This window comes from Flavobacterium qiangtangense (genome assembly GCF_042658345.1).
Taxonomy (GTDB): domain Bacteria; phylum Bacteroidota; class Bacteroidia; order Flavobacteriales; family Flavobacteriaceae; genus Flavobacterium; species Flavobacterium qiangtangense.
Map to the genome: position 1 here is coordinate 498,807 of NZ_JBHSQB010000007.1, position 20,675 is coordinate 519,481.

At 34.5% G+C, this 20,675-nt stretch carries 23 protein-coding genes and 1 tRNA gene; 7 read left to right on the forward strand and 17 right to left on the reverse strand.

Going from position 1 to position 20,675, the window contains the following annotated elements; genetic code table 11:
- The first annotated feature begins 96 nt into the window (after positions 1 to 96).
- Entirely contained in the window at positions 97 to 717 is a 621-nt protein-coding gene (gene yihA, locus ACFPVY_RS10075; protein ID WP_379791862.1) for a ribosome biogenesis GTP-binding protein YihA/YsxC, read from the forward strand.
- A gap of 88 nt (positions 718 to 805) precedes the next feature.
- Here yihA and gldC read toward each other — a convergent pair whose 3' ends face one another.
- Complete coding sequence (gene gldC, locus ACFPVY_RS10080; protein ID WP_379791863.1) at positions 806 to 1,147, reverse strand: gliding motility protein GldC; 342 nt, start codon at positions 1,145 to 1,147, stop codon at positions 806 to 808.
- Positions 1,147 to 2,106, reverse strand: a complete 960-nt coding sequence (gene gldB, locus ACFPVY_RS10085; RefSeq protein WP_379791864.1) for a gliding motility lipoprotein GldB — start codon at positions 2,104 to 2,106, stop codon at positions 1,147 to 1,149. Before gldB ends, gldC begins: the two co-directional genes overlap by 1 nt.
- A 122-nt stretch (positions 2,107 to 2,228) precedes the next feature.
- Between gldB and nadE the strand changes: the two genes are divergently transcribed.
- Together nadE and ACFPVY_RS10095 are read left to right on the forward strand one after the other, a co-directional pair.
- On the forward strand, positions 2,229 to 3,035 hold the full coding sequence (gene nadE, locus ACFPVY_RS10090; RefSeq protein WP_379791865.1) for an NAD(+) synthase: 807 nt from the start codon (positions 2,229 to 2,231) through the stop codon (positions 3,033 to 3,035).
- 84 nt (positions 3,036 to 3,119) lie between these two features.
- Positions 3,120 to 3,749 (forward strand): LuxR C-terminal-related transcriptional regulator, encoded by a 630-nt coding sequence (locus tag ACFPVY_RS10095; protein ID WP_379791866.1) that lies wholly within the window; start codon positions 3,120 to 3,122, stop codon positions 3,747 to 3,749.
- Here ACFPVY_RS10095 and dnaG read toward each other — a convergent pair.
- From dnaG to rlmN, 6 genes are all read right to left on the reverse strand, one after another.
- A complete protein-coding gene (dnaG, locus tag ACFPVY_RS10100) occupies positions 3,746 to 5,725 on the reverse strand; it encodes a DNA primase (protein ID WP_379791867.1) in 1,980 nt (659 codons plus the stop codon). The two genes, ACFPVY_RS10095 and dnaG, sit on opposite strands and share 4 nt — an antisense overlap.
- Positions 5,726 to 6,078: 353 nt before the next feature.
- Positions 6,079 to 7,149, reverse strand: coding sequence for a hypothetical protein (locus ACFPVY_RS10105; protein WP_379791868.1), 1,071 nt, complete (start codon positions 7,147 to 7,149; stop codon positions 6,079 to 6,081).
- Positions 7,150 to 7,179: 30 nt separating this feature from the next.
- Positions 7,180 to 7,869, reverse strand: a complete 690-nt coding sequence (locus tag ACFPVY_RS10110) for a hypothetical protein (protein ID WP_379791870.1) — start codon at positions 7,867 to 7,869, stop codon at positions 7,180 to 7,182.
- The gene (locus ACFPVY_RS10115) at positions 7,856 to 8,416 is read right to left on the reverse strand and encodes an RNA polymerase sigma factor (RefSeq protein WP_379791871.1); all 561 of its coding nucleotides are present in this window, start codon (positions 8,414 to 8,416) and stop codon (positions 7,856 to 7,858) included. The genes ACFPVY_RS10110 and ACFPVY_RS10115 overlap by 14 nt, the downstream gene beginning before the upstream one ends.
- A gap of 213 nt (positions 8,417 to 8,629) precedes the next feature.
- Complete coding sequence (locus ACFPVY_RS10120) at positions 8,630 to 9,610, reverse strand: polyprenyl synthetase family protein (protein WP_379791872.1); 981 nt, start codon at positions 9,608 to 9,610, stop codon at positions 8,630 to 8,632.
- Positions 9,611 to 9,727: 117 nt separating this feature from the next.
- Positions 9,728 to 10,771: a dual-specificity RNA methyltransferase RlmN gene (rlmN, locus tag ACFPVY_RS10125; RefSeq protein WP_379791873.1), complete on the reverse strand. Its 1,044-nt coding sequence runs from the start codon at positions 10,769 to 10,771 to the stop codon at positions 9,728 to 9,730.
- 67 nt (positions 10,772 to 10,838) lie between these two features.
- Here rlmN and ACFPVY_RS10130 point away from each other — a divergent pair, with 67 nt between their 5' ends.
- A complete protein-coding gene (locus ACFPVY_RS10130; protein WP_379791874.1) occupies positions 10,839 to 11,480 on the forward strand; it encodes an O-methyltransferase in 642 nt (213 codons plus the stop codon).
- 2 nt (positions 11,481 to 11,482) lie between these two features.
- The gene (locus ACFPVY_RS10135) at positions 11,483 to 11,965 is read left to right on the forward strand and encodes a hypothetical protein (RefSeq protein ID WP_379791875.1); all 483 of its coding nucleotides are present in this window, start codon (positions 11,483 to 11,485) and stop codon (positions 11,963 to 11,965) included.
- A 49-nt stretch (positions 11,966 to 12,014) separates the two neighbouring features.
- Here the strand turns inward: ACFPVY_RS10135 and ACFPVY_RS10140 are convergent, their stop codons facing one another.
- The 8 genes from ACFPVY_RS10140 to ACFPVY_RS10175 all read right to left on the reverse strand — a co-directional run bounded on the left by ACFPVY_RS10140 (position 12,015) and on the right by ACFPVY_RS10175 (position 18,919).
- Complete coding sequence (locus ACFPVY_RS10140; RefSeq protein WP_379791876.1) at positions 12,015 to 12,620, reverse strand: phosphatase PAP2 family protein; 606 nt, start codon at positions 12,618 to 12,620, stop codon at positions 12,015 to 12,017.
- Positions 12,621 to 12,992: a twin-arginine translocase TatA/TatE family subunit gene (locus tag ACFPVY_RS10145; protein ID WP_379791878.1), complete on the reverse strand. Its 372-nt coding sequence runs from the start codon at positions 12,990 to 12,992 to the stop codon at positions 12,621 to 12,623. It abuts the gene before it with no gap.
- Positions 12,993 to 13,080: 88 nt separating this feature from the next.
- Positions 13,081 to 15,339: a M1 family metallopeptidase gene (locus tag ACFPVY_RS10150; protein ID WP_379791879.1), complete on the reverse strand. Its 2,259-nt coding sequence runs from the start codon at positions 15,337 to 15,339 to the stop codon at positions 13,081 to 13,083.
- Positions 15,340 to 15,398: 59 nt separating this feature from the next.
- Positions 15,399 to 15,899 carry a DUF6702 family protein gene (locus tag ACFPVY_RS10155; RefSeq protein WP_379791881.1) on the reverse strand — a complete coding sequence of 167 codons (501 nt, stop codon included), beginning with the start codon at positions 15,897 to 15,899 and terminating at the stop codon, positions 15,399 to 15,401.
- Between the two features lie 84 nt (positions 15,900 to 15,983).
- On the reverse strand, positions 15,984 to 16,694 hold the full coding sequence (locus ACFPVY_RS10160; protein ID WP_379791882.1) for a peptidase associated/transthyretin-like domain-containing protein: 711 nt from the start codon (positions 16,692 to 16,694) through the stop codon (positions 15,984 to 15,986).
- Positions 16,684 to 17,424 (reverse strand): peptidase associated/transthyretin-like domain-containing protein, encoded by a 741-nt coding sequence (locus tag ACFPVY_RS10165; protein ID WP_379791884.1) that lies wholly within the window; start codon positions 17,422 to 17,424, stop codon positions 16,684 to 16,686. Before ACFPVY_RS10165 ends, ACFPVY_RS10160 begins: the two co-directional genes overlap by 11 nt.
- A 33-nt stretch (positions 17,425 to 17,457) precedes the next feature.
- Positions 17,458 to 18,189: a hypothetical protein gene (locus tag ACFPVY_RS10170; RefSeq protein ID WP_379791885.1), complete on the reverse strand. Its 732-nt coding sequence runs from the start codon at positions 18,187 to 18,189 to the stop codon at positions 17,458 to 17,460.
- Positions 18,179 to 18,919 carry a hypothetical protein gene (locus ACFPVY_RS10175; protein WP_379791886.1) on the reverse strand — a complete coding sequence of 247 codons (741 nt, stop codon included), beginning with the start codon at positions 18,917 to 18,919 and terminating at the stop codon, positions 18,179 to 18,181. The genes ACFPVY_RS10170 and ACFPVY_RS10175 overlap by 11 nt, the downstream gene beginning before the upstream one ends.
- A gap of 166 nt (positions 18,920 to 19,085) precedes the next feature.
- Here ACFPVY_RS10175 and pepE point away from each other — a divergent pair, with 166 nt between their 5' ends.
- Positions 19,086 to 19,793: a dipeptidase PepE gene (gene pepE, locus ACFPVY_RS10180; protein ID WP_379791887.1), complete on the forward strand. Its 708-nt coding sequence runs from the start codon at positions 19,086 to 19,088 to the stop codon at positions 19,791 to 19,793.
- A gap of 148 nt (positions 19,794 to 19,941) precedes the next feature.
- Here the strand turns inward: pepE and ACFPVY_RS10185 are convergent.
- A tRNA-Gly gene (locus ACFPVY_RS10185) sits at positions 19,942 to 20,014 on the reverse strand.
- 171 nt (positions 20,015 to 20,185) lie between these two features.
- Here ACFPVY_RS10185 and ACFPVY_RS10190 point away from each other — a divergent pair.
- Positions 20,186 to 20,626 (forward strand): GNAT family N-acetyltransferase, encoded by a 441-nt coding sequence (locus ACFPVY_RS10190; protein WP_379791888.1) that lies wholly within the window; start codon positions 20,186 to 20,188, stop codon positions 20,624 to 20,626.
- Positions 20,627 to 20,675 lie beyond the last annotated feature (49 nt).

Consider the following 20,675-nt stretch of genomic DNA (forward strand, 5'->3'; position numbering starts at 1 on the left):
CAAAAATAAAATATTTCAAACCGCTGATTTAAGAATTAATTTCTGAAATCAGCGGTTATTTTTTTTGACTACCTTTGCAGAAATCGAATATCCGTTATGAAAATCAATACCGCCGAATTTATCATCAGTAATTCAGAAGTTGCAAAATGCCCAACTGAACGTTTGCCAGAATATGCTTTTATTGGACGCTCAAATGTTGGAAAATCCTCTTTGATCAATATGCTGACCAATCACAAAAGTTTGGCAAAAACTTCTGGAAGACCAGGAAAAACGCAACTTATCAATCACTTTAAAATTAATAATAATTGGTTTTTGGTCGATTTACCAGGTTATGGTTACGCGAGAGTTTCGAAGAAAACTAAAGAAGTTTTTCAGAAATTTATTACTGATTATTTCGAAAAAAGAGAACAATTGGTTTGTGCATTTGTGTTGATTGACATTCGTTTGGAAGCGCAAGCAATTGATTTAGAATTCATTACTTATTTAGGAGAATACGAAGTTCCGTTTTGTATTATTTTTACGAAAGCGGATAAAATCAGCAAAACCAAAATCGATTCCCACGTTGCTGCTTACAGAAAAAAATTATTAGCCAATAACTGGGAAGAAATGCCACCTTACTTTGTAACTTCATCCACCGAAGGAACTGGAAAAGATGCTGTTTTAGAATATATTGACGAAATAAATCAGGAAGTTTTTAAGGACTTGAATAGTTTTTAATTTTATCGAAAATTTCACTGATTAAAAAAGAATAAAAAAAATCCCGAACTCAATATTGAATTCGGGATTTTTTATTTTTATGCGAAAATTATTCTGCTTTTTTCAAGTCCATTTTTTCTGCAAAATAATCACAGAAATCTTTCATTGTGTCCGCCATTTTTTCGTCATCTGTTGCTCTCTGAAACGTGTCAGCCATTGCAACCAAACTTTGGTGGAAGAATTTTTTCATCTCATCAACCGGCATATCTTTTGTCCAAAGGTCGATTCTCATTGTTTCTTGAACGTTGCTGTCCCAAAAAGAAAGCATCATCGCTTTTGATTCTTCTTGAACAACGCCTCCGTCTTGCGCAGCCCAAAATAATTTTTCTGGAACGCGATTATCGTCTAATTCAACAGTGATTTTTATTTCGGAAGTTATTTTTTTTGACATTACTTTTTAGGTTTGTATTTACTATTATCGAAAATTTCTTTTGCATCCGTTTGCAATAATTGCTGCAAAGATACGTCATTGTTTTGCATATACGAACGCACAATTTGCCATCCGATCCACATTCCGATTCTTCCGGGAGATTCGTTGTCGATTTCTAATCCAAATTTTGAAAACGGAGCTGGATTGATAAATCTTCCGCCCAACTTTGGATCTGAATCATACAATAATTTTTCATCCACAAAATACCTCCAAACATAACCTTCATTGTCTTTACACCACTCGATTTGCTCTGGCGTGTACGCGATTTTTACATCATCAGATAAATTCGGAAGCAACAAATCCTTCAGATATAATTCTTTTCCAAAATAAATCATTTGAGATAAAAGCGTTCTATCTGTTGGTGGCGGAATCACGCGCATTGAAAAATCAGAAACCACATCTGGAAGCATTTGAGATTTTTCGAAGCTCATTTTTTGGTAATTCGGAAAATCTACATAAAAGCGATGGTCTTTACCTAAATATGTATCCAAAGAAATTAAAAGCAAACTGTCTGCATAAATCGCCTTTGCTTGTGTATCTACTTCAGAAATTAACGTGATAACTTTTGGCACAGTTGTTTTTGGAAAATAAAATTTGATGTGACGAAATAATTCTTCCAAGTCATTTCGTTCGTTTGAGAAATCACCAAATTGTTTTTGAACTTCAGAATGTAATTCCTTTAAAAGCGGATCTTTCATTTTATCAGTCCAAACGACATCTTCATTTCCTTCTGGAAAAAAGTAAGGATATTTTTGTTTCAACTCAGGAAGCTCGTCTGGATTTGTCTCATAAAATAATTTATCAAAGCGCTCAACTTCTAATTTAACCGGAATTTCGTCAATTTTTTCTTGCACTTTATCCTTTTTTTCGCACGCAATGAAAATTGTTGCAAAAAATAACAAAATTGTAAATTTCTTCATATAAATTTGTTGGAATTTTTCTATTAAAATCTTAACCTAATATTATGAAATGTTTTTTTTAACTTTATAATAGAAATTAAAGATGCAAATATACACTTCAAGTTTCTTAAATATAAATTGAGATGCAAAAAAAGAATACTTTACGGGCAGATGCTGTAAAAAAATATATCGTTTCTTGGCTAAAAGATTATGCTACAAACGCAAAAGTTAATGGTTTTGTTGTTGGGATTTCTGGAGGCGTCGATTCTGCGGTAACTTCGACTTTATGTGCAGAAACTGGTTTGCCTACACTTTGTGTGGAAATGCCGATTCATCAAGCCGAAAGCCACGTTTCGAGAGGAAGAGAACATATTGAGCAATTAAAAAAGAGATTTCCAAATGTTTCGAGCGTTGAAACAAACTTAACGACGGTTTTTGAAATGTTTAAAAGTTTGGTTCCTGCCGGAGAAAGTGAAATTAAACATAATCTTTCGTTAGCAAACACAAGAGCTCGTTTAAGAATGACTACCTTGTATTATCACGGAGGAATAAATGGATTGATTGTTGCTGGAACCGGAAATAAAGTTGAAGATTTTGGCGTAGGTTTTTACACAAAATATGGAGACGGAGGCGTTGATATAAGCCCGATTGCAGATTTAATGAAGTCTGAAGTATTTCAATTAGCTGATTTTATGGGCGTTCCGAATTCTATTTTAAAAGCAGCCCCAACTGATGGTTTGTTTGGAGATGACCGAAGCGATGAAGATCAACTTGGCGCTTCTTATGACGAACTTGAGTGGGCAATGACCCAATCTGAAAATGGAAAAGAAGAGAAAGAGTTCTCTGACAGAGAATTAGAAGTTTTTAAAATCTATAAACGACTAAATTTCGTAAATCAGCATAAGATGAATGCTATACCAGTTTGTAAAATACCACATTCTATAAGATGATTTTCACAAGTAAATTATGTTAATGTCAAAATTTTAACTAAATTTACTTATGATTTATTTATTTAAATTTAAAAAAACAAAGTTATGATTAAAGTATGCCTGGCCGATAACCACCCAATTGTCCACTATGGAATTAAGTCTTATTTCAAAGATAGTTCTGAAGTAAGCATAGTTGGGCACGCCGAAAACTTCCAAGCACTGGAAGAAATCTTGAATAAAAAAGCAGTTGATATTGTGATTTTAGACTTAGATCTCGAAGGTCTTTCAAGTATTAATTTGGTTAAAAGTATGGTTAAAGACTACGCTTCTACCAAATTAGTGATTTACACAAATCTTTCTGAACAAATGTATGCCCCAAATGCATTAAAAGCAGGCGTTTCTGCTTATGTTCATAAAACTGCAAAACTTGAAACTCTTGCTTCTGCATTATCAAAAGTAAATAACGGAAGCGTTGTTTTCAGTGATGTTGTGAAGAAAAACTTAGCCTTAATTGGAAAAAGAAACAAGTCTGAGCGTTTGTACAGAAAATTATCAACACGAGAAATCGAAGTGCTTCGTTATTTGAGCGACGGTAAAAAGAACAAAGAAATTGCTAAAATTCTTGATTTGAACGAGAAAACAGTAAGTACTTATAAATTAAGATTACTTACCAAATTAAACGTGACAAATCTTGTGGATTTAGTAAATAAAGCGAAAACTTTAGAAATCGTTTAGATACTATAACGCGACATTACTCGTCCTAATTTTGACGAAAAAGAATTGATCAATTTGTAATAATCCATTGCCATTGATAACGTTTCTGCATTGTCAACTTCAGGATCTGAAGAAAGTTCTCCTTTTAGTTCTTCGATAATTCTATCGACTAAAAACCACCTCATCGTCAATATTGTTTCAGAAACATATTGGCTGATCGTTTGGTCTTTTTGCTTGACGATAATATTCTGTCCTTCCCAGTTGTGGAGCAAATCTCTTTCCTCTTGCATTAAAATATCTGTGACTTCTTGCGCTAATTCTGGCGCAAGATGCATAAGATAATGCTCTGCATTGAAAGTTTCATTTTGGTGAAAATAATTTATCAAATCGTTGTAAATATCTCTGAACAAAGGATTTGCCAATTCCACCTCATCTTCCTGAAGACTGAGATAAATTCTTTGGTACACTTTATATTCCTTTTTTTCAGAAACTTCGTGGATTTCTCCTTCTTCATTTGTTTTTAAGAGAACATCTTCAAATTCATCTTCTTTGTGTCCATACAAAAGAAGAATTTCAATGATTTTTCGTTCTAATTCAAATAAAATATCAATTTTTCTGGCTTGCTCTGGATTTTCATTTTTAACTACGTCAAAAACTTTTTGCTCCTGCTTTTGCTTTTTATCGGTTTCCGTAATGTCTTTTTGAACCAATTGTGCCAAAGTATTGACCAAAACCTGCTCAGAAATATCCATAATTCTGGAAGTTTCCTGAAGATAAATTTCTCTTTGGATTCTATCCGGAATTTTTGAAATACTTGTCACCATATCCCGAATCAATCCCGCTTTTTTCACCGGATCGTTCTTCGCTTCGTCCATTAACAAAGAAGCTTTAAATTGGATAAAATCCTTGGCATTGTTTTCTAAATAGTGAACCAAATCTGCGTAGGAATTTTTCTTGGCAAAACTATCCGGATCTTCTCCATCAGGAAAAGTGCAGACTTTTACGTTCATTCCTTCTTCCAAAATCAAATCGATTCCACGGATGGAAGCGCGCAAACCGGCCGCGTCTCCGTCAAAAAGAACCGTAATATTTTTGGTCAAACGATTTACCAAATGAATTTGATCTGGCGTTAAAGCGGTTCCTGAAGAAGCCACAACGTTTTCAATTCCGGCTTGACTAAACTGAATCACGTCAGTGTAACCTTCAACCAAATAACAATTATCTAATTTGGCGATCGATTGCTTTGCCTGAAATATTCCGTATAAAACTTTACTCTTGTGGTAAATATCACTTTCGGGAGAATTTAAATATTTGGCCGCTTTTTTATCATTGGTCAAAATTCTTCCGCCGAAGCCTAACGTCCTTCCAGACATACTGGAAATAGGGAACATTACGCGTCCTTTAAACCTATCAAATTGTTTATCTTCTTTGACAATTGTCAGTCCGGTTTTATCAAGATAATCTAATTTGTAGCCTTTTCCGAGTGCTTCTTTGGTAAAAGCATCCCAAGATTCTGGCGAATATCCAAGCTCAAATTTCTTGATGGTATCGTTCGTAAATCCTCTTTCTTTGAAATAAGAATAGCCAATCGCCCGGCCTTCTTCATCATTCAATAAAGTGTTGTGGAAATATTTTTTTGCAAATTCAGAAACCAAATACATACTTTCACGTTCGTTGGCTTCGGCTTTGTGCTCGTCGCTAAGCTCAGTTTCTTCAATTTCGATATTGTATTTTCGGGCCAAATACCGAATCGCTTCTGGATAAGTGAAATGTTCGTGTTCCATCAAAAATGCGATCGAGTTCCCTCCTTTTCCAGAACTAAAATCTTTCCAAATTTGTTTCACCGGAGAAACCATAAACGACGGAGAGCGTTCGTCAGAAAAAGGGCTCAAGCCTTTAAAATTACTTCCGGCTCTTTTTAATTGAACAAAATCGCCGATAACCTCCTCAACTCGGGCGGTTTCAAAAACTTTGTCGATGGTATTCTTAGAAATCAAATTATTTGGATTTTAATGGAGGGCAAAGATACGAAGATGCCTTGAATTTGTGACAAGCTCGCTGTTTTATTCCGATGTTGATTTTGCGTGTTTTTATTGAATTTTTTATGTCGGTTTGCATCTTCACGCTGTTGTTCTGATGCTTACAAAAATGCGGAAAGTTTCTCTAATACCCCCGATGGGCGGCACTAGCCTTTTTCCCTTGAACGGAGTTCGGAAAGGGAAAAAGCTAGTGCAGACAGCGGGAAAATGGTTGGCAAAAAAACACTGTCGATTTGGTTCAAAAAGAAAAAAAATGCTTTTCAATTTTACTCGAAAAGCATTTTTAACTAACGTAACAAACTCTAAAAATTCTAATTTAAATCGAATCGAAGACCAAGAGAAACATTGTTTTGATCAACAACATTGTCTTTAAATAACGGGCTTAAATCGTATTTTGCATAAAGACTCATTTGTCCATAACCGACGTAAGCGCTCAATCCGTACACGAAATTATTGACATTAAAATCACCTTTTGTTCTTTCTTTCACTTCGCGATCATCAACTTCATAACGAAGAATTTGCTTTGATTTCACGTTCACTCCGGCGTAACCACCGATTCCAAAACGGAAGCTTTCATGGCTTCGGAAATACACTTTATCTCCATCGATTTTCTTTTTTGTAAAGTCAAATTCTAAGTGCAACGGCAACACGAGATACACATTTCTGAATCGGGATTCTTTTAAATGGATGGGATTTTCAACTAATTCTGTCTGGTCGCCATTTACCACAAAACTTCTGTTGTCTGTCGCACGAAGATTGTTGTACATTAATGAAAGTCCGTATTTTGCGTGAAGCAAATTGCTGTTTTTAGCCAATCGAGAATTAAAAGTTATTCCCCATTCATAAAATTGTGATTTATTAAATTTGAAATCAGAATCGTTTAAAGTTCCTAAATCGCCTTCGTTAATTGTATTGTTAAATCCGGTTGCGAATACCAATTGAGAGGTTGTTCTGCGGTCTGATCTGGTTCTATAAATAGAATCTTGTTTTTGTTTGTCAGCGTCAGATTTTGTAGTATTTGATTTCCAAAAGATGCCAAACTGAGTTGATTCATGTCCAGAACTTACTTTTCCATCTACTTTTTCTTTGACCAAAGCTGTCAATTTTGCTTCTTCTGCAGCTACTTTTGTTTCGATATTATTTGCTCTTATTGTAGCATAAGCTTCCTTTCTTGCATCGGCTTGTTCCTGAGTTATTTCGCCATTGTCTAATTGTTTATTGACCGCTTCGACCTCAGATTTTAGTGCGTCTTTTTCTTCTTTTGTGACCGTTTCAATATTCTGAGCGATTGCTTTTGCTCGAGTTTCAAAGGTTTCCTGTGCAAAGACTTTGCTTGCAAAAAGACATAGCATTGCCACTGCGTAAAAAATAATTTTTTGCATAATTGTTGATTTTAAAATGTTTTTGATTGATTATTCTTGATTTCTGGTTGCCAAGCTTGACTTGACTGTTTCATAATTTTTGCCGATCGAACGCACTACTCTTTCTCTGAAAGTATCGTCTAATTCGCCTTCGACTGAATTGAGAAGATTTTTAGAATTTACTTTCACACCTGATTTTGCAACCGATGATTTGATGGATTCTGACTGCAATTTTGTTTCTGCTTCTGCCAAAAGACTTTCTGATTCGATGTATTTATTTTGTTTTACATCTGAAATCGCTTTTTCTTCAATAATTTGAACTTCTTCTGTGCCTTTTTGAGAAATTGATGAGTTTTCTTTTGAAGCGTTGGATCCTTTTTTCGAAGAAGTTGTTACCGAAGCAATCGCATTTTGGTTTGGCTTAACTGCCGTAATTGTTGATGATGAAACTGGCGATGATTCTTTTTGGCTTGTATTTTCTGATTGGCTTTCTGTATTTTCTTGAACGACAACTGCGTTATTTGTCTTGATTTCTGTTTCTGACTGGCTGAAAAATAAGGAACCAATCAGGATAAATCCTAAAAAACTGGCGGCGATATACATCCACGTTCTTTTTTTAGGTTTTTTATTTTCGGCAATCGAAAGCATGGCGTCTAATCGATCCCAAGCCATTTCTGACGGCCGAATTTCTCTTTTGTTCAGCTGTTCTCTAAAGCTATTTTCTAATTTATTCGGTTCCATTTTGAAAATTCTTTAACTTGTTAATTTGTTCCTGCAACATTTTTCGAGCGTGTGACAATTGCGATTTTGATGTTCCTTCATTAATTCCGAGCATCTTTGCAATTTCTTGGTGCTTGAATCCTTCGATGGCATAAAGGTTAAAAACCATTCTGTATCCGTCTGGCAAACCATCAATTAAAAACTGAATATCTTCTACATTAAATTGACTATCGGTATTATTAAAAGTTTCTTCGAAGTAATTTTCGTCTTCGATATACTTTACTTTTTTCTGAACTCTGATAAAGGAAATGCATTCGTTCACCATAATTCTTCTTATCCAACCTTCAAAACTTCCTTTGTGCTCAAAATTTTTCAGATTTGAAAAAACTTTCATAAAAGCGGTAATCATAACATCTTCGGCTTGGTGCAAATCTTTAATGTATTGCCTGCAAACGCTCAACATTTTTGGAGCATGAGAGGAATAAATTTTCTGCTGTGCGTGTCGATTATTCTCGACAGCCTGGCTGATTATTTCTCTTTCTTCTTGATGTAATGCGATTACTTTCACAATAAATGTTTGATTTCAGATTGATGATTTATGACTCGTTTGAATGTTTCAATCAGTGTTCTATTAGCATAGACGATTGTCGATTGAAAATGGTTGCACGAGGCGTGAAAAAAAATTAGAAAATTTTGAAAACAGATAATTAGATAGTGAAAAATAGAAACTCAAAAACCTAATATACAGGTATTTACAATAAACAAATTTTGAAATAAAAATCTATTTTTTTCTTTCAATAACATAATTAACCATCAAAGTAAGTGCGTCTTTATAAGGAGAATCTGGAAAATCTTGAATCAACAGCAAAGCTTCCTGCTGGAATTCGACCATTTTTTGTTCTGCGTAAGAAAGTCCGTTGTTGTTTTTTACAAAAGCAATGACTTCTTTGACGCGCTTTTTATCTTTATTATGGTTTTTGATGGAATTTATTACCCACTTTTTTTCTTTTGGAGTGCAATGATTTAAGACATAAATCAACGGAAGCGTCATCTTTTGTTCTTTGATGTCAATGCCGGTTGGCTTTCCGATGGCATCATCTGTATAATCAAAAAGGTCGTCTTTTATCTGAAAAGCCATCCCGATTAATTCTCCGAATTTGCGCATTTTTTCTACTACTACAGTATTTTCTGGATTTACGGAACAAGCTCCGAGTGAACAACAAGCCGCGATTAAAGTTGCTGTTTTTTGACGGATGATTTCGTAATAAACATCTTCTGTAATATCTAATCGCCTTGCTTTTTCAATTTGGAGCAATTCTCCTTCGCTCATTTCTCGAACGGCAACAGAAATAATTTTCAGCAAATCAAAATCGCCATTGTCGATGGAAAGAAGCAATCCTTTGGATAACAAATAATCTCCAACGAGAACTGCGATTTTATTTTTCCAAAGTGCGTTTATCGAGAAAAATCCGCGTCTGCGGTTGCTGTCATCCACAACGTCGTCGTGAACTAAAGTTGCTGTGTGAATCAGTTCTATCACCGAAGCGCCACGATACGTTCTTTCGTTTACGATTCCTTCTGAAACCATTTTTGCAGTCAGAAAAACAAACATGGGACGCATTTGTTTTCCTTTTCTGTTAACGATATAATAGGTAATTCTGTTGAGCAAAGCCACTTTTGAAGACATCGCTTCGTGAAACTTCTTTTCAAAAAGTTCCATTTCGGCAAGAATTGGCTGTTTTATTTGCTCGGTGATTTTCATTGGAAGCAAATATACGGCTTCTGATTGAAAATTTAAAGATTGAAATATTTAAAAGATTCTATATAAATAAAAACCCTGCTAGGGTTTTAAACCCTAGCAGGGATTGGATATTAATTTCTACGCTTCTTTATTTGCTAATTGTCCGCATGCGGCGTCTATGTCTTTTCCACGGCTACGGCGAACTTTTACTACGATTCCTGTGGCTTCTAATGCTTTAATATATTCATTGATTGATTCTTCTGAAGCTTGCTGGAATTCACCATCGTCAATTGGATTGTATTCAATCAAGTTCACTTTGCAAGGCACATATTTGCAGAATTTAACCAATGCATCGACCGAAGCCTTGTTATCATTGATTCCTTTCCAAACCACATATTCGTATGACACTTTGCTTTTGGTTTTTCTATACCAATATTCTAAAGCTTCACGCAAATCTGCCAACGGAAAGTTTTTGCTAAAAGGCATGATTCTGGCGCGAATTTCATCAATTGCAGAATGCAAAGAAACCGCCAATTTGAATTTCACTTCGTCGTCAGCCAGTTTTTTAATCATCTTTGGAACTCCAGAAGTGGAAACCATGATTCGTTTTGGCGACATGCCCAAACCTTCTGTGGAAGTAATCATTTCGATGGCTTTCAAGACGTTGTTGTAATTCATCAACGGCTCGCCCATTCCCATGAACACGATATTTGAAAGCGGATGATTGTAATACAAACGGCTTTCTTTGTCAATTGCCACGACTTGGTCATAAATTTCATCAGGACCAAGATTTCGCATTCTTTTTAATCTTGCCGTGGCACAAAAATTACAATCTAAACTGCAACCCACTTGGCTTGAAACGCAAGCTGTTGTGCGCGTATCTGTAGGAATCAACACCGATTCTACAACCAATCCGTCATGAAGACGAACGGCATTTTTCACGGTTCCGTCCTCACTTCTTTGCATCGTATCAACCTTGATGTGATTGATGACAAAATTTTCCTCTAACATTTGGCGCGTTGGTTTGGCCACATTTGTCATGTCGTCAAATTTGTGCGCTCCTTTACTCCAAAGCCATTCATAGACCTGATTTCCGCGAAAAGCTTTGTCTCCGTTAGAAACAAAAAAATCCCGAAGTTGGTCTTTTGATAATGCCCTGATGTCTTTTTTCTCAATTTGCATGCTGCAAAGTTAGATATTAGTATTGAGAGTTGCTACTATTTTATAATTTTGCTAAAAATCAATTACAATGCACTTTATATCTCCCGAATTAGAACTTTACGTAGAAAGACACTCTGAAGACGAGCCAACGCTTTTGGCTTCACTTCACAGAGAAACGTATCAAAAAATTATGCAACCCAGAATGTTGAGCGGGCATTTTCAAGGACGCGTTTTAAGTATGCTTTCCAAATTAATTCGTCCAATAAATATTCTTGAAATTGGAACTTACACTGGTTATGCGACTTTGTGTTTGGCCGAAGGAATGCAGGAAAATGGTTCTATCGACACAATTGATATCAACGAAGAACTGTTTGATATTCAGAAAAAATACTTTGATTTATCACAATGGAAAGGTCAGATTTCGCAACATCTGGGCGATGCTTTGGAGATAATTCCAGCTCTAAATAAAAAATATGATTTGGTTTTTATTGATGCTGATAAAGACAATTATTTGAATTATTGGGAAATGATTTTGCCGGTGATGAACAAAGGCGGGATTATTCTTTCGGACAATGTTTTATGGAGCGGAAAAGTTTTAGACAAGCCAGACCCAAGAGATTTAAGTACCAATGTTTTATTGGAATATAATAAAAAACTGAAAGAAGATTCAAGGGTTGAAACGGTTTTGTTGCCTATTCGTGATGGTTTGACGGTTAGTAGAGTTTTGTAAAAATGAAATATGTAATTAAGTTATTAGTCTTAAACATTCTCTTTATTTCTTGCCAAAAAAGAAGCGAGAAAATTGAGCAAGAAGACTTGAGCACTTATGAAATTACAAATGCTGATTTAAAGAGTGAACTCACGGATTTTATAAAAAAAATTGATGAACTAAATAAAAAAAATGTTGCTTTTAGTATTTATAAAGAAGATAGTTTTTTAATCGACTTTGGAACAATTATAACTGAAAATGAACCAAATGACACTTTAGTTTTTATATACAATGCAAAGCCGTATGATAATTCTACTTGCAAAGGAATTTTATATTATATGGGCAAGAAAGTATTTTTTTCATCACCTTTTGAAAACCTTGATGGAATTATTGAAATCAAAAAAATATTTAATGAATGTGAAAAATATTGTGGCGGTGAATTTGACTTGCCTCCGCAAAGATCATGGAAATTTTCAAAAGGGAAACTTTTAAAGTTAGATGAATGAAACCAATAAAAAAAAGGAGAACAGTTTTAAAACCGTTCTCCTTATTTTTTTACATTTCTAAAGGCGCATCATTTGTTGGATGATCGACTTCTTCTTTTTCTGGGAAATATTTATCTCGAAGGAAAGTATATAATTTCATCATTAACAGAGCCATTAAAATCCCCCAAATATAACCAGCTAAAATGTCTCCTGGATAATGCAATCCCAAGTAAATTCGGCTGTAAGCAAAAACTAACGGCCAAAGAAAAATGAATCCCATATATTTCAAGTAAGGCTTTAAAACTTTGTATAAAAAGAAAGCTGCTGCCATCGAATTTGAAGCGTGACCTGAAATAAAACTAAACGAAGATCGCTTGTGCACAAAGTGAATCACATTATCTAAATCAGTGTTATTCACCGGGCGAAGTCGCTGAAAATAGTTTTTAAATAAATTGGTCGTTTGATCTGTCAGGGCAATTAAAAGCGCCATAACCAAGATTATCATCAAAGCATGTCTCCAGCCAAGATGTTTGAAAACCAAATACATGATGATTAGAAATATCGGAATCCAATTAATTTGTTTCGTTATAAAAAGCCAAAAGCCGTCGAATCTTTCAGATCCAAGGCTATTGAGAAATATAAATAAATTTTTGTCGAGTTCCAATAATGTTTCCATCTACCTGTCTTGCCTTTTTATCGGACCTTCTAAAGTTTCAATATCTTCTTTTACTTTTTCGATTTCAGAACCCAGATCTTCCTTGATTTTATCGAGTCCAAAGCTTGGATCGTTTGAGTTTTCCATAATTTTAGCGAAGTTTTCCTTCACTTTTGCAACTTCGTCAGAAAGTCCTCCGGTTAACGAATTTTGATCAAAACCATTTTCGGTAGCCGTTTTTTGAATTTCACCTTTAATATCGTCAGTAGCATTTTTTAATTGCTGAATACCTTTCCCAAGTCCGCGCGCTACTTCGGGGATTTTATCAGCCCCAAAAAGCATCACAGCGATCACTATGATTAAAAATAATTCTGATCCTCCTATTCCAAACATAACATTGAATTTTAAACAAAGATACGGCAAAAAATCAGTCGCAGTTTTTACTTATGATTTTGAGAACCGATTTTAATATGATTTTAACTTAACCGCCAAACTGGTCAAATTTAGATTTTACTTCCACTTTTGGCCACGCATTATTGGTTACGTCGATATCGGCTGTTTCTAATTTTGGGTCCAGAACAATCTTCGAAACTTTTTTATCCGTAGCAAAAATTCGTGTTGCAGTTGCATTTCCTTTTCTCCAGATTTGAACCGGAAAATTATGAAATTCAGTGGTTCCATCTTCAAAAGTCAGTTCGACTAAAATTGGCATCAACATTTCTCCAAGCTTGTCAAACGTCACTTCATAAAAATATTTTGGAGATTTCAATTTGCTTCTTTCTTCCGAAGTATATTTTTCTTGGATAAAATCATTCAAGATTTTTACGTCAGCAACTTCCAAGTATTTTTGAGATTTTTTATCCAAATCTTTTGAATCTGAAGAAACAAAATACACAAACGGACCTTTTTCTTGATTGAAACGACCTCTTCTGATGGCCACTTCTTTTGCTTCCTTCGGAGCCGTTTCAGAAACATAATATTGTTTTACTTCCTTGATTCCCAAGTCAACATATTCTGTCGAGAAAAACCAACCTCTCCAAAACCAATCTAAGTCAACTGCCGACGCATCTTCCATCGTTCTGAAAAAATCATCTGGCGTTGGATGCTTAAATTTCCAGCGATTTGCATAAGTTTTGAAAGCATAATCGAACAAATCTTTGCCCATAATTGTTTCTCTCAAAATGTTCAAACCTGTTGCCGGTTTTGCATAAGCATTGGCTCCAAATTGGTGAATCCCTTCTGAATTTGACATAATTGGTTCCAAGAAATTTTGGTCACCGCTCATATAAGGAACGATATTTTTTGCCGGACCGCGTTGTGAAGGATAATTTGGATCCATCTCTTTTTCAGCCAAATATTGCAAAAATGTGTTCAAACCTTCGTCCATCCAGCTCCATTGGCGTTCGTCAGAATTCACAATCATCGGGAAGAAATTGTGTCCCACTTCGTGAATAATCACGCTTTGCATTCCATATTTAATTCGGTCGCTCACAAAACCTTTTTCATCGGGACGTCCATAATTCCAGCAAATCATCGGATATTCCATTCCTTGATCTTCGGCAGAAATTGAAATCGCTTTTGGATAAGGATAATCAAAAGTGTGCGATGAATAACTTCTTAAAGTATGCGCCACAGTTTTCGTCGATAAATCGCCCCAAAGCGGATTTGATTCTGGCGGATAAAGCGAAATTGCCATCACTGATTTCTCAGAAAGTTTCACCGCCATCGCATCATAAATAAATTTTCGTGAAGTAGAAATTCCAAAATCACGCACATTTTTTGCACTGAATTTCCACGTTTTTTTCTTGTCTGAAAAACTTTTTGAAGCTTGTTCTGCTTCGGCTTGCGTTACCACGACAACTGGCTTGTCATACGTTTTTTCGGCCAACTGATATCTTTTAAATTGTTCTGCCGTAAAAACTTCTTTTCTGTTCAACAAATCTCCGGTAGCTTCTAAAATATGATCTGCCGGAACGGTTATATTCACATCAAAATTTCCGAACGGAAGCGCAAATTCTCCGGCTCCCCAAAATTGCATATTTTGCCAACCTTCAACATCATTATAAACTGCCATTCTTGGATAAAACTGAGCCAAAACGTACAAATTATTTCCGTCAGAATCAAAATGTTCATACCCTGAACGACCGCCATCAACTCGATAATTATTGATTAAATACCACCATTTTATGTTGATTTCTATTTTCTCCTTTGATTTTAAAGGCATTGGCAAATCAATGCGCATCATCGTTTGATTAATGACGTATTTCATCGGCTTTCCCTTCGCGTCATTTACATATTCGATGTGGAAACCTCCGTCAAAATCTTCCTCCATAAATTTCTTTGAAAAACCACCAGGAGTCAACGCTGGATCCATTTTTTGATTTTCAATCAATGGCGATTTTGAATCTCTCGCATTTTGATTTTGGTCCAATTGAATCCAAAGATAGTCCAAGCTTTCCGGAGCATTATTATGGTATGTAATCGTTTCGTTTCCGTAAACTTTTGTGTTTTTATCGTCCAGCTCGATGTCCATTTTGTAATCGGCTTGTTGCTGGTAATAAGCTGATCCGGGCGCACCAGAAGCCGTTCTAAACATATTTGGAGTTGCCAAAAGATCATACATCTGGCTAAACTTATTGGTATCGTATTTTCCTGGTTCGCGCTTCTTTTCAGCAGTTTTTGTTTCCTGTGCCAAAAGCGAAATCGGAAGAATTGCGAGAAGACAAAATATTCTTTTCATTGATGATTTGTTCTTTAAAGTTGAAAAATACTCAATTTGAGTTAAAGCAGAAAAATTTGCTAATACTTTAACACACCAACCGTGTTTCCGTTGGTGAGCAAAACGCTTTGTTTTTGGCCTAAAATAGTGGTGTGAAAAATATGTTGCTGCTCATAAAGTTCCATCAAAACGGTGTTTTTTATTTCTAAGGAAGCAACTTTCGAAACATCTTTTACGTTGAAATAACAAATCAAAACGTTTTCTTCCACCTCTTTTCCAAGGAAATTAATTTGTTTTTGCTGACCGTTTACCTTGATGGAAAACTTTTCGTCGAAATATTTTTGGAGCAATTCTTTTGAATCAGAAATTTCTCTGGAAGTAGCGAGATACACTTTCTTTTTAAACTTTTTTTCCAAGGCCAAATCTAAATCGTCGATGAAAATTCGAGAGGTGATTTCGAGCGCTTTTTTCTTTGGAACAAAGTCAATTTGGTTTACCGAAACATAAAATTTGTGAACTGTCATTGAGGTTAAACTCAAGAAAAGCACAAAAATTAAGGCAACTTTAATTATCTTTTTCATTTTGTAAAAGTAATTAATCTGTAACGATTTAGGCATAGATTTGTCATTCAGAAATTTAAAAATCTAAAAAACTTGATTGAAATTTTATTGTTTTTCTTCTAATTGTTGTGCTTTATATTTTTCTGAAATTTGTACCAAAAGAAAATCGGTGAGCGTTTTATTTTTTGCCTTGATGGCTTGCGCCAATTCATTATTTTCGACTGCAAAATATTTAAATCCCGATACATTTTCAGCAGGAATTTTCAATGTTTTGACAAAATATTCGTCTTCATATAAATCTTCTAATTTTTCTAAATTGAAAATTTTCCGTTCAACTTCAACGTTTGATTTTAAGTCTTTTGTTCTTCCTGAAATTAAATTTAATAATGGATCTAAAAGTCCGGTAGTCGCAGCTCGCACTTTTCGCTCGGCTGGTGTGTACACTTTTGCAGGCTTAGACAAAATACCTAATTCCACCGCGTTCATATTGTATTTTTCGATGACAACTTCGTCGATTTGATTGGTTTTTGGAACCATTTCTATTTCGATAATTTTCAAATTCAAATCAGATTCGTCGATAATTTTTCTTTTGTATTCAAAATTTATAGCAGAAAAAACAAGTAAATCTTCGGCTTTAGCGAAAATATAAAATTCGCCGTTGTAATCAGAAACCGCAGATTTTTCGTTGACCAAATTGACAACATTAATACCTTCAACGCTATTTCCTCCAGCAGAAATTCTCACGTGAATGAGCTTTTCTTGCGCAAAAGAAATTTGGATAACGAATAAAAAAAGTAAGATTAATTTATTTTTCATCGGCTTGTAATTCTTTGTAAATTTCTGAAAGCTGTATTAATCTGAGTGAAGAAAGTGTTTTGTTTTTCATTTCAATTGCGTTGATTAATGACAAATCCTCAATCGCAAAATATTGAAATGCCAATACTTTTTCTGAAGGAATTTTTAAAGTTTCTAAAAAATATTCTTCCGAAAACAATGAATTTAAATGTTCCAAAAGACGTTCTTTTCGTTCAATCGAAAGATTCTGTTTTAGCAAATTTGTTCTTCCAGAAATTGCATTTATAATTGGATCTAAACTGAATGCAACGCCAAATCCTAGTTTTAAATTTAAGTCGGTTGCTGTTTTTACTTTGCGTTCTGCTGGCGTATATTGTTTTGCAGGTTTGTTTAAAATCCCTAAATCTACCGCGTTGATATTTTTATATTTCGTGATTACAACTTCATCAATTTGACCAACTTTTGGTGTCATTTCGATTTTTATAATTTCTGAATCTAAATCTGATTCAGATATTAATTTTCTTTTGTATTCAAAATTTATGGCTGAAATAACGAGTAAATCTTCGGCTTTAGCCAAAATATAAAAATCTCCGTTTTTATCAGAAACAGCTGATTTTTCATTAACTAGATTCACGATATTTATACCTTCAACATAATTTCCTTCGGCGCTGATTTTCCCGTGAATTAGTTTTTCTTGACTGAAAGAAATCTGAAATAAAAATAAAAAAGCAAGAAGTATTTTTTTACTCATTAGCTAGATTTAAAAAATATATTTTTGAAAACCTTACTTTTCACCAGCCAAAACCTCTTTATATTCGGCTGCTAAATGAAAAAATATTTTATCTAAAGCGCGCTTATTTTCTGATTTCAAAGTATTTAAAAATTCTTCATCATTCACTACGTAATATTTAAATCCGTCAACATAATCTTTTTGGATTTTCAGTTGATCTGTAAAATATTCGTCATCAAAAAGTTCTTCTATTCTGATTAAAGCCGCTTCCTTTTTTTCTACAGCCACTTCTTTTTTCATCATTTTTGTTTTACCAGAAATCGCGTTGATTATAGCGTCATTGCTGATTCCGATTCCTTGAATTTGACGAACCATTGTAGCGCCAGTTTCTAATTTCCTTTCTGCGGGAGTGTATTGTTTGGCTGCCTTATATTCATTACCAATTTCGTCGGTTTGTGTAACAACGACTTCTTCTAATTGCGTTACAATCGGCACGATTTTTATCTCAATTTTACCAGCTTTATATTCTGATTCCCAAAGTCTTTTTCTTGAATCTTCATAATTTGAATTTGAAAACAATAGCAAATCGTTGGTTTTCGCCCAAATTTCAAATTCTCCTTTTGCGTTTGTCATCACCACTTTTTGGTTTGCAACGTTGATAACTTCTACATTTTCCACGGTTACTGGTCCAGAAGTAATTCTACCTTTGATCAATTTTTCCTTACTCTGAGAAAATGAAAAGGTTGATATTAAGAATAAAACGATAAGTAGGTAATTATTTTTCATCTTCTAAAATTTGATTGTATTTTTTGGCCAATTCTCCGAGTAAGAAACGAGCCATCGATTTGTCTTTTGCTCCAATTGCATTAGTAAATCTTATATTTTCTACTGCAAAGTATTGAAAACCTTTGATATGTTCTGCAGGTATTTTTAATTTTTTAACAATATAATCTTCTGAATAAATATTTTCAATTTGATCAATCCAACGCTCTTTTTTCTCAATTTGAACTTCTTTTTCAAGCATGGCACTTCTTCCAGAAAGGAGATTGAAAAGCGGATCGAGTGTAAACGAAGAATTTAAACCCACTTGTGCATCGACACCAGTTGCCGTTCTTAATTTTCGCTCGGCAGGCGTGTAAACTTTTGCGGGTCTCGGAATGATTCCCAGGTCATAGGCATTTAAACTTTTATATTTTACAACCATAACTTCGTCGAGCTGATTAATCATCGTTTCCAATTTAACTTGAAACAAATCTTCATTCAAATCTTGTTCTTCGATACTCACAATTTTCCCTTTAAATTGAATTGAAGAAAACATCAATGAGTCGCCAACCTTTGAAGAAATCGTAAAATAACCGCCCTCTTTTGTAACTGTTTCTTTCTTTGAAGTCAAATTTAAAACATAAATTCCTTCAAGCGATTGACTTGGTGCTGACACTTTTCCATTTAAGTTTTTTCGATGGATATCTTGTGAAACCATGGAAAATGATGTAAAAAGCACCATTAAAAACAACATATTTTGCTGCATAATCTGTGGGGGTAAGTTTAAGTCGTAAAAATATCTGATGTATCTCCAAAAACATTGCCAAAGACGTACTAAATTTATGTTAATAATAAAGTATTCAAAATCATTCGTTTAATTCTTAGAATCATTTGTAATTTTGCTTCACAAATATATTTCAATGAAAAACCTAATCATAGCAAGCACTTCCACGCTTCACACCGGAGGATATTTAGAATATTTACTTCCAGAACTTTTGGTTCATTTTAAAAATGTAAAAACGTTATTATTTATTCCGTACGCGCGACCAAGCGGTATTTCTCACGAAGAATACACTTCAAAAGTAAGCGAGGCTTTTGCCAAAATAAATATTACTGTCAAAGGAATTCACGAGTTCGAAAGTCTAACGGAAGCCATAAAAAATGCGGAAGCTATTTTCACTGGCGGCGGAAACACATTTTTGCTTGTTTCACAATTGTATCGTTACAATTTAATGACGCTTTTGACCGAAACTTTAAAAAACGGAACGCCTTATCTGGGAACAAGTGCAGGAAGCAACATTACCGGATTGACGATGCAAACCACTAATGATATGCCAATTATTTATCCGCCGAGTTTTCAAACTTTGGGGATGATTCCGTTTAATCTGAATCCTCATTATTTGGATCCCGATTTAAATTCAAAACATATGGGCGAAACGCGCGAAACCAGAATTAAAGAATTTCACCAGTTTAATTCTTTGCCAGTTCTTGGGCTTCGCGAAGGAAGTTGGCTTGACGTTAAAGGCAATAAAATCACTTTAAAAGGAGATCTGTCTGCAAGATTATTTAAGCAAAATCAAAATCCAGAAGAATTGGAAACGGGAAGCGACTTGAGTTTTCTGAAGTAAATGTTTCCAAAATAAAATTTGCCACAGATTAAAGAATTTTAGCGGTTTCTGAAACCATTTTAATTCTATAATCTGTGGCAATAAGTCAAAATAGGAAATTGTATAAAAACAAAAAACCTCAGCTTTTAAACTGAGGTTTTTCCTTAAGAGCAGAAGACGAGGCTCGAACTCGCGACAACCAGCTTGGAAGGCTGGAGCTCTACCAACTGAGCTACTTCTGCGTTTCAACGGTGCAAATATACGTCAAAAGATTTCTTTGTTGCAAACTTTTTTCAAAAAAAATTGCAACTTTTTTTTGCCGATCTTTGCAAAATAAGACAATTTTAGACATAATCTTTTTATTATGAAATTGTTATCTCAAAAATTCTACGAAGAAAAAAAATAAAATTTTTATGCAATTGATTAAAGAAATTCCTGCTTTGGAAACATTTTCTGTGCGTCATCCTGTTTTAAGACCCGAAAAAAATATTGAAACTTGCCATTTTGATGGTGATAATTTAGAATCAACACGTCATTTTGGATTATTTATCGACGATGAATTGGCCGGAGTTGCTTCTTTATTCAAATCAAATTCAGATTTATTTCAAGAAAAAGAACAATTTCAATTGCGAGGAATGGCTGTTTTAGAAAAATTTCAAAAAAAAGGAATTGGAGAATCACTTGTAAAATACGCTGAAGAAAATGCCAAATCCCGCTCTGGCAAATTGATTTGGTTCAACGCACGCGAAGTTGCCGTTCGTTTTTATGAAAAAATGGGCTACCAAATTATCGGCGAACCTTTTGACATTGGCGACATTGGAAAGCATTTTGTGATGTACAAAATTTCAGTATAATTAAATTTAACTTAAACTGATTAATTATTTGCTGATTTTTAAGTAATTT

Bases quoted from the DNA above. Each gene is read 5' to 3' on its own strand.
- ACFPVY_RS10095 (WP_379791866.1), top strand. From the start codon at position 3,120: ATGATTAAAGTATGCCTGGCCGATAACCACCCAATTGTCCACTATGGA.
- ACFPVY_RS10150 (WP_379791879.1), bottom strand. From the start codon at position 15,339: ATGAAAAGAATATTTTGTCTTCTCGCAATTCTTCCGATTTCGCTTTTG.
- ACFPVY_RS10190 (WP_379791888.1), top strand. From the start codon at position 20,186: ATGCAATTGATTAAAGAAATTCCTGCTTTGGAAACATTTTCTGTGCGT.
- ACFPVY_RS10105 (WP_379791868.1), bottom strand. From the start codon at position 7,149: ATGCAAAAAATTATTTTTTACGCAGTGGCAATGCTATGTCTTTTTGCA.
- ACFPVY_RS10160 (WP_379791882.1), bottom strand. From the start codon at position 16,694: ATGAAAAATAAATTAATCTTACTTTTTTTATTCGTTATCCAAATTTCT.
- ACFPVY_RS10140 (WP_379791876.1), bottom strand. From the start codon at position 12,620: ATGGAAACATTATTGGAACTCGACAAAAATTTATTTATATTTCTCAAT.
- pepE (WP_379791887.1), top strand. From the start codon at position 19,086: ATGAAAAACCTAATCATAGCAAGCACTTCCACGCTTCACACCGGAGGA.
- rlmN (WP_379791873.1), bottom strand. From the start codon at position 10,771: ATGCAAATTGAGAAAAAAGACATCAGGGCATTATCAAAAGACCAACTT.
- gldB (WP_379791864.1), bottom strand. From the start codon at position 2,106: ATGAAGAAATTTACAATTTTGTTATTTTTTGCAACAATTTTCATTGCG.
- ACFPVY_RS10120 (WP_379791872.1), bottom strand. From the start codon at position 9,610: ATGAAAATCACCGAGCAAATAAAACAGCCAATTCTTGCCGAAATGGAA.
- ACFPVY_RS10170 (WP_379791885.1), bottom strand. From the start codon at position 18,189: ATGAAAAATAATTACCTACTTATCGTTTTATTCTTAATATCAACCTTT.
- gldC (WP_379791863.1), bottom strand. From the start codon at position 1,147: ATGTCAAAAAAAATAACTTCCGAAATAAAAATCACTGTTGAATTAGAC.
- ACFPVY_RS10175 (WP_379791886.1), bottom strand. From the start codon at position 18,919: ATGTTGTTTTTAATGGTGCTTTTTACATCATTTTCCATGGTTTCACAA.
- ACFPVY_RS10110 (WP_379791870.1), bottom strand. From the start codon at position 7,869: ATGGAACCGAATAAATTAGAAAATAGCTTTAGAGAACAGCTGAACAAA.
- nadE (WP_379791865.1), top strand. From the start codon at position 2,229: ATGCAAAAAAAGAATACTTTACGGGCAGATGCTGTAAAAAAATATATC.
- yihA (WP_379791862.1), top strand. From the start codon at position 97: ATGAAAATCAATACCGCCGAATTTATCATCAGTAATTCAGAAGTTGCA.
- ACFPVY_RS10135 (WP_379791875.1), top strand. From the start codon at position 11,483: ATGAAATATGTAATTAAGTTATTAGTCTTAAACATTCTCTTTATTTCT.
- ACFPVY_RS10155 (WP_379791881.1), bottom strand. From the start codon at position 15,899: ATGAAAAAGATAATTAAAGTTGCCTTAATTTTTGTGCTTTTCTTGAGT.
- ACFPVY_RS10130 (WP_379791874.1), top strand. From the start codon at position 10,839: ATGCACTTTATATCTCCCGAATTAGAACTTTACGTAGAAAGACACTCT.
- ACFPVY_RS10145 (WP_379791878.1), bottom strand. From the start codon at position 12,992: ATGTTTGGAATAGGAGGATCAGAATTATTTTTAATCATAGTGATCGCT.
- ACFPVY_RS10165 (WP_379791884.1), bottom strand. From the start codon at position 17,424: ATGAGTAAAAAAATACTTCTTGCTTTTTTATTTTTATTTCAGATTTCT.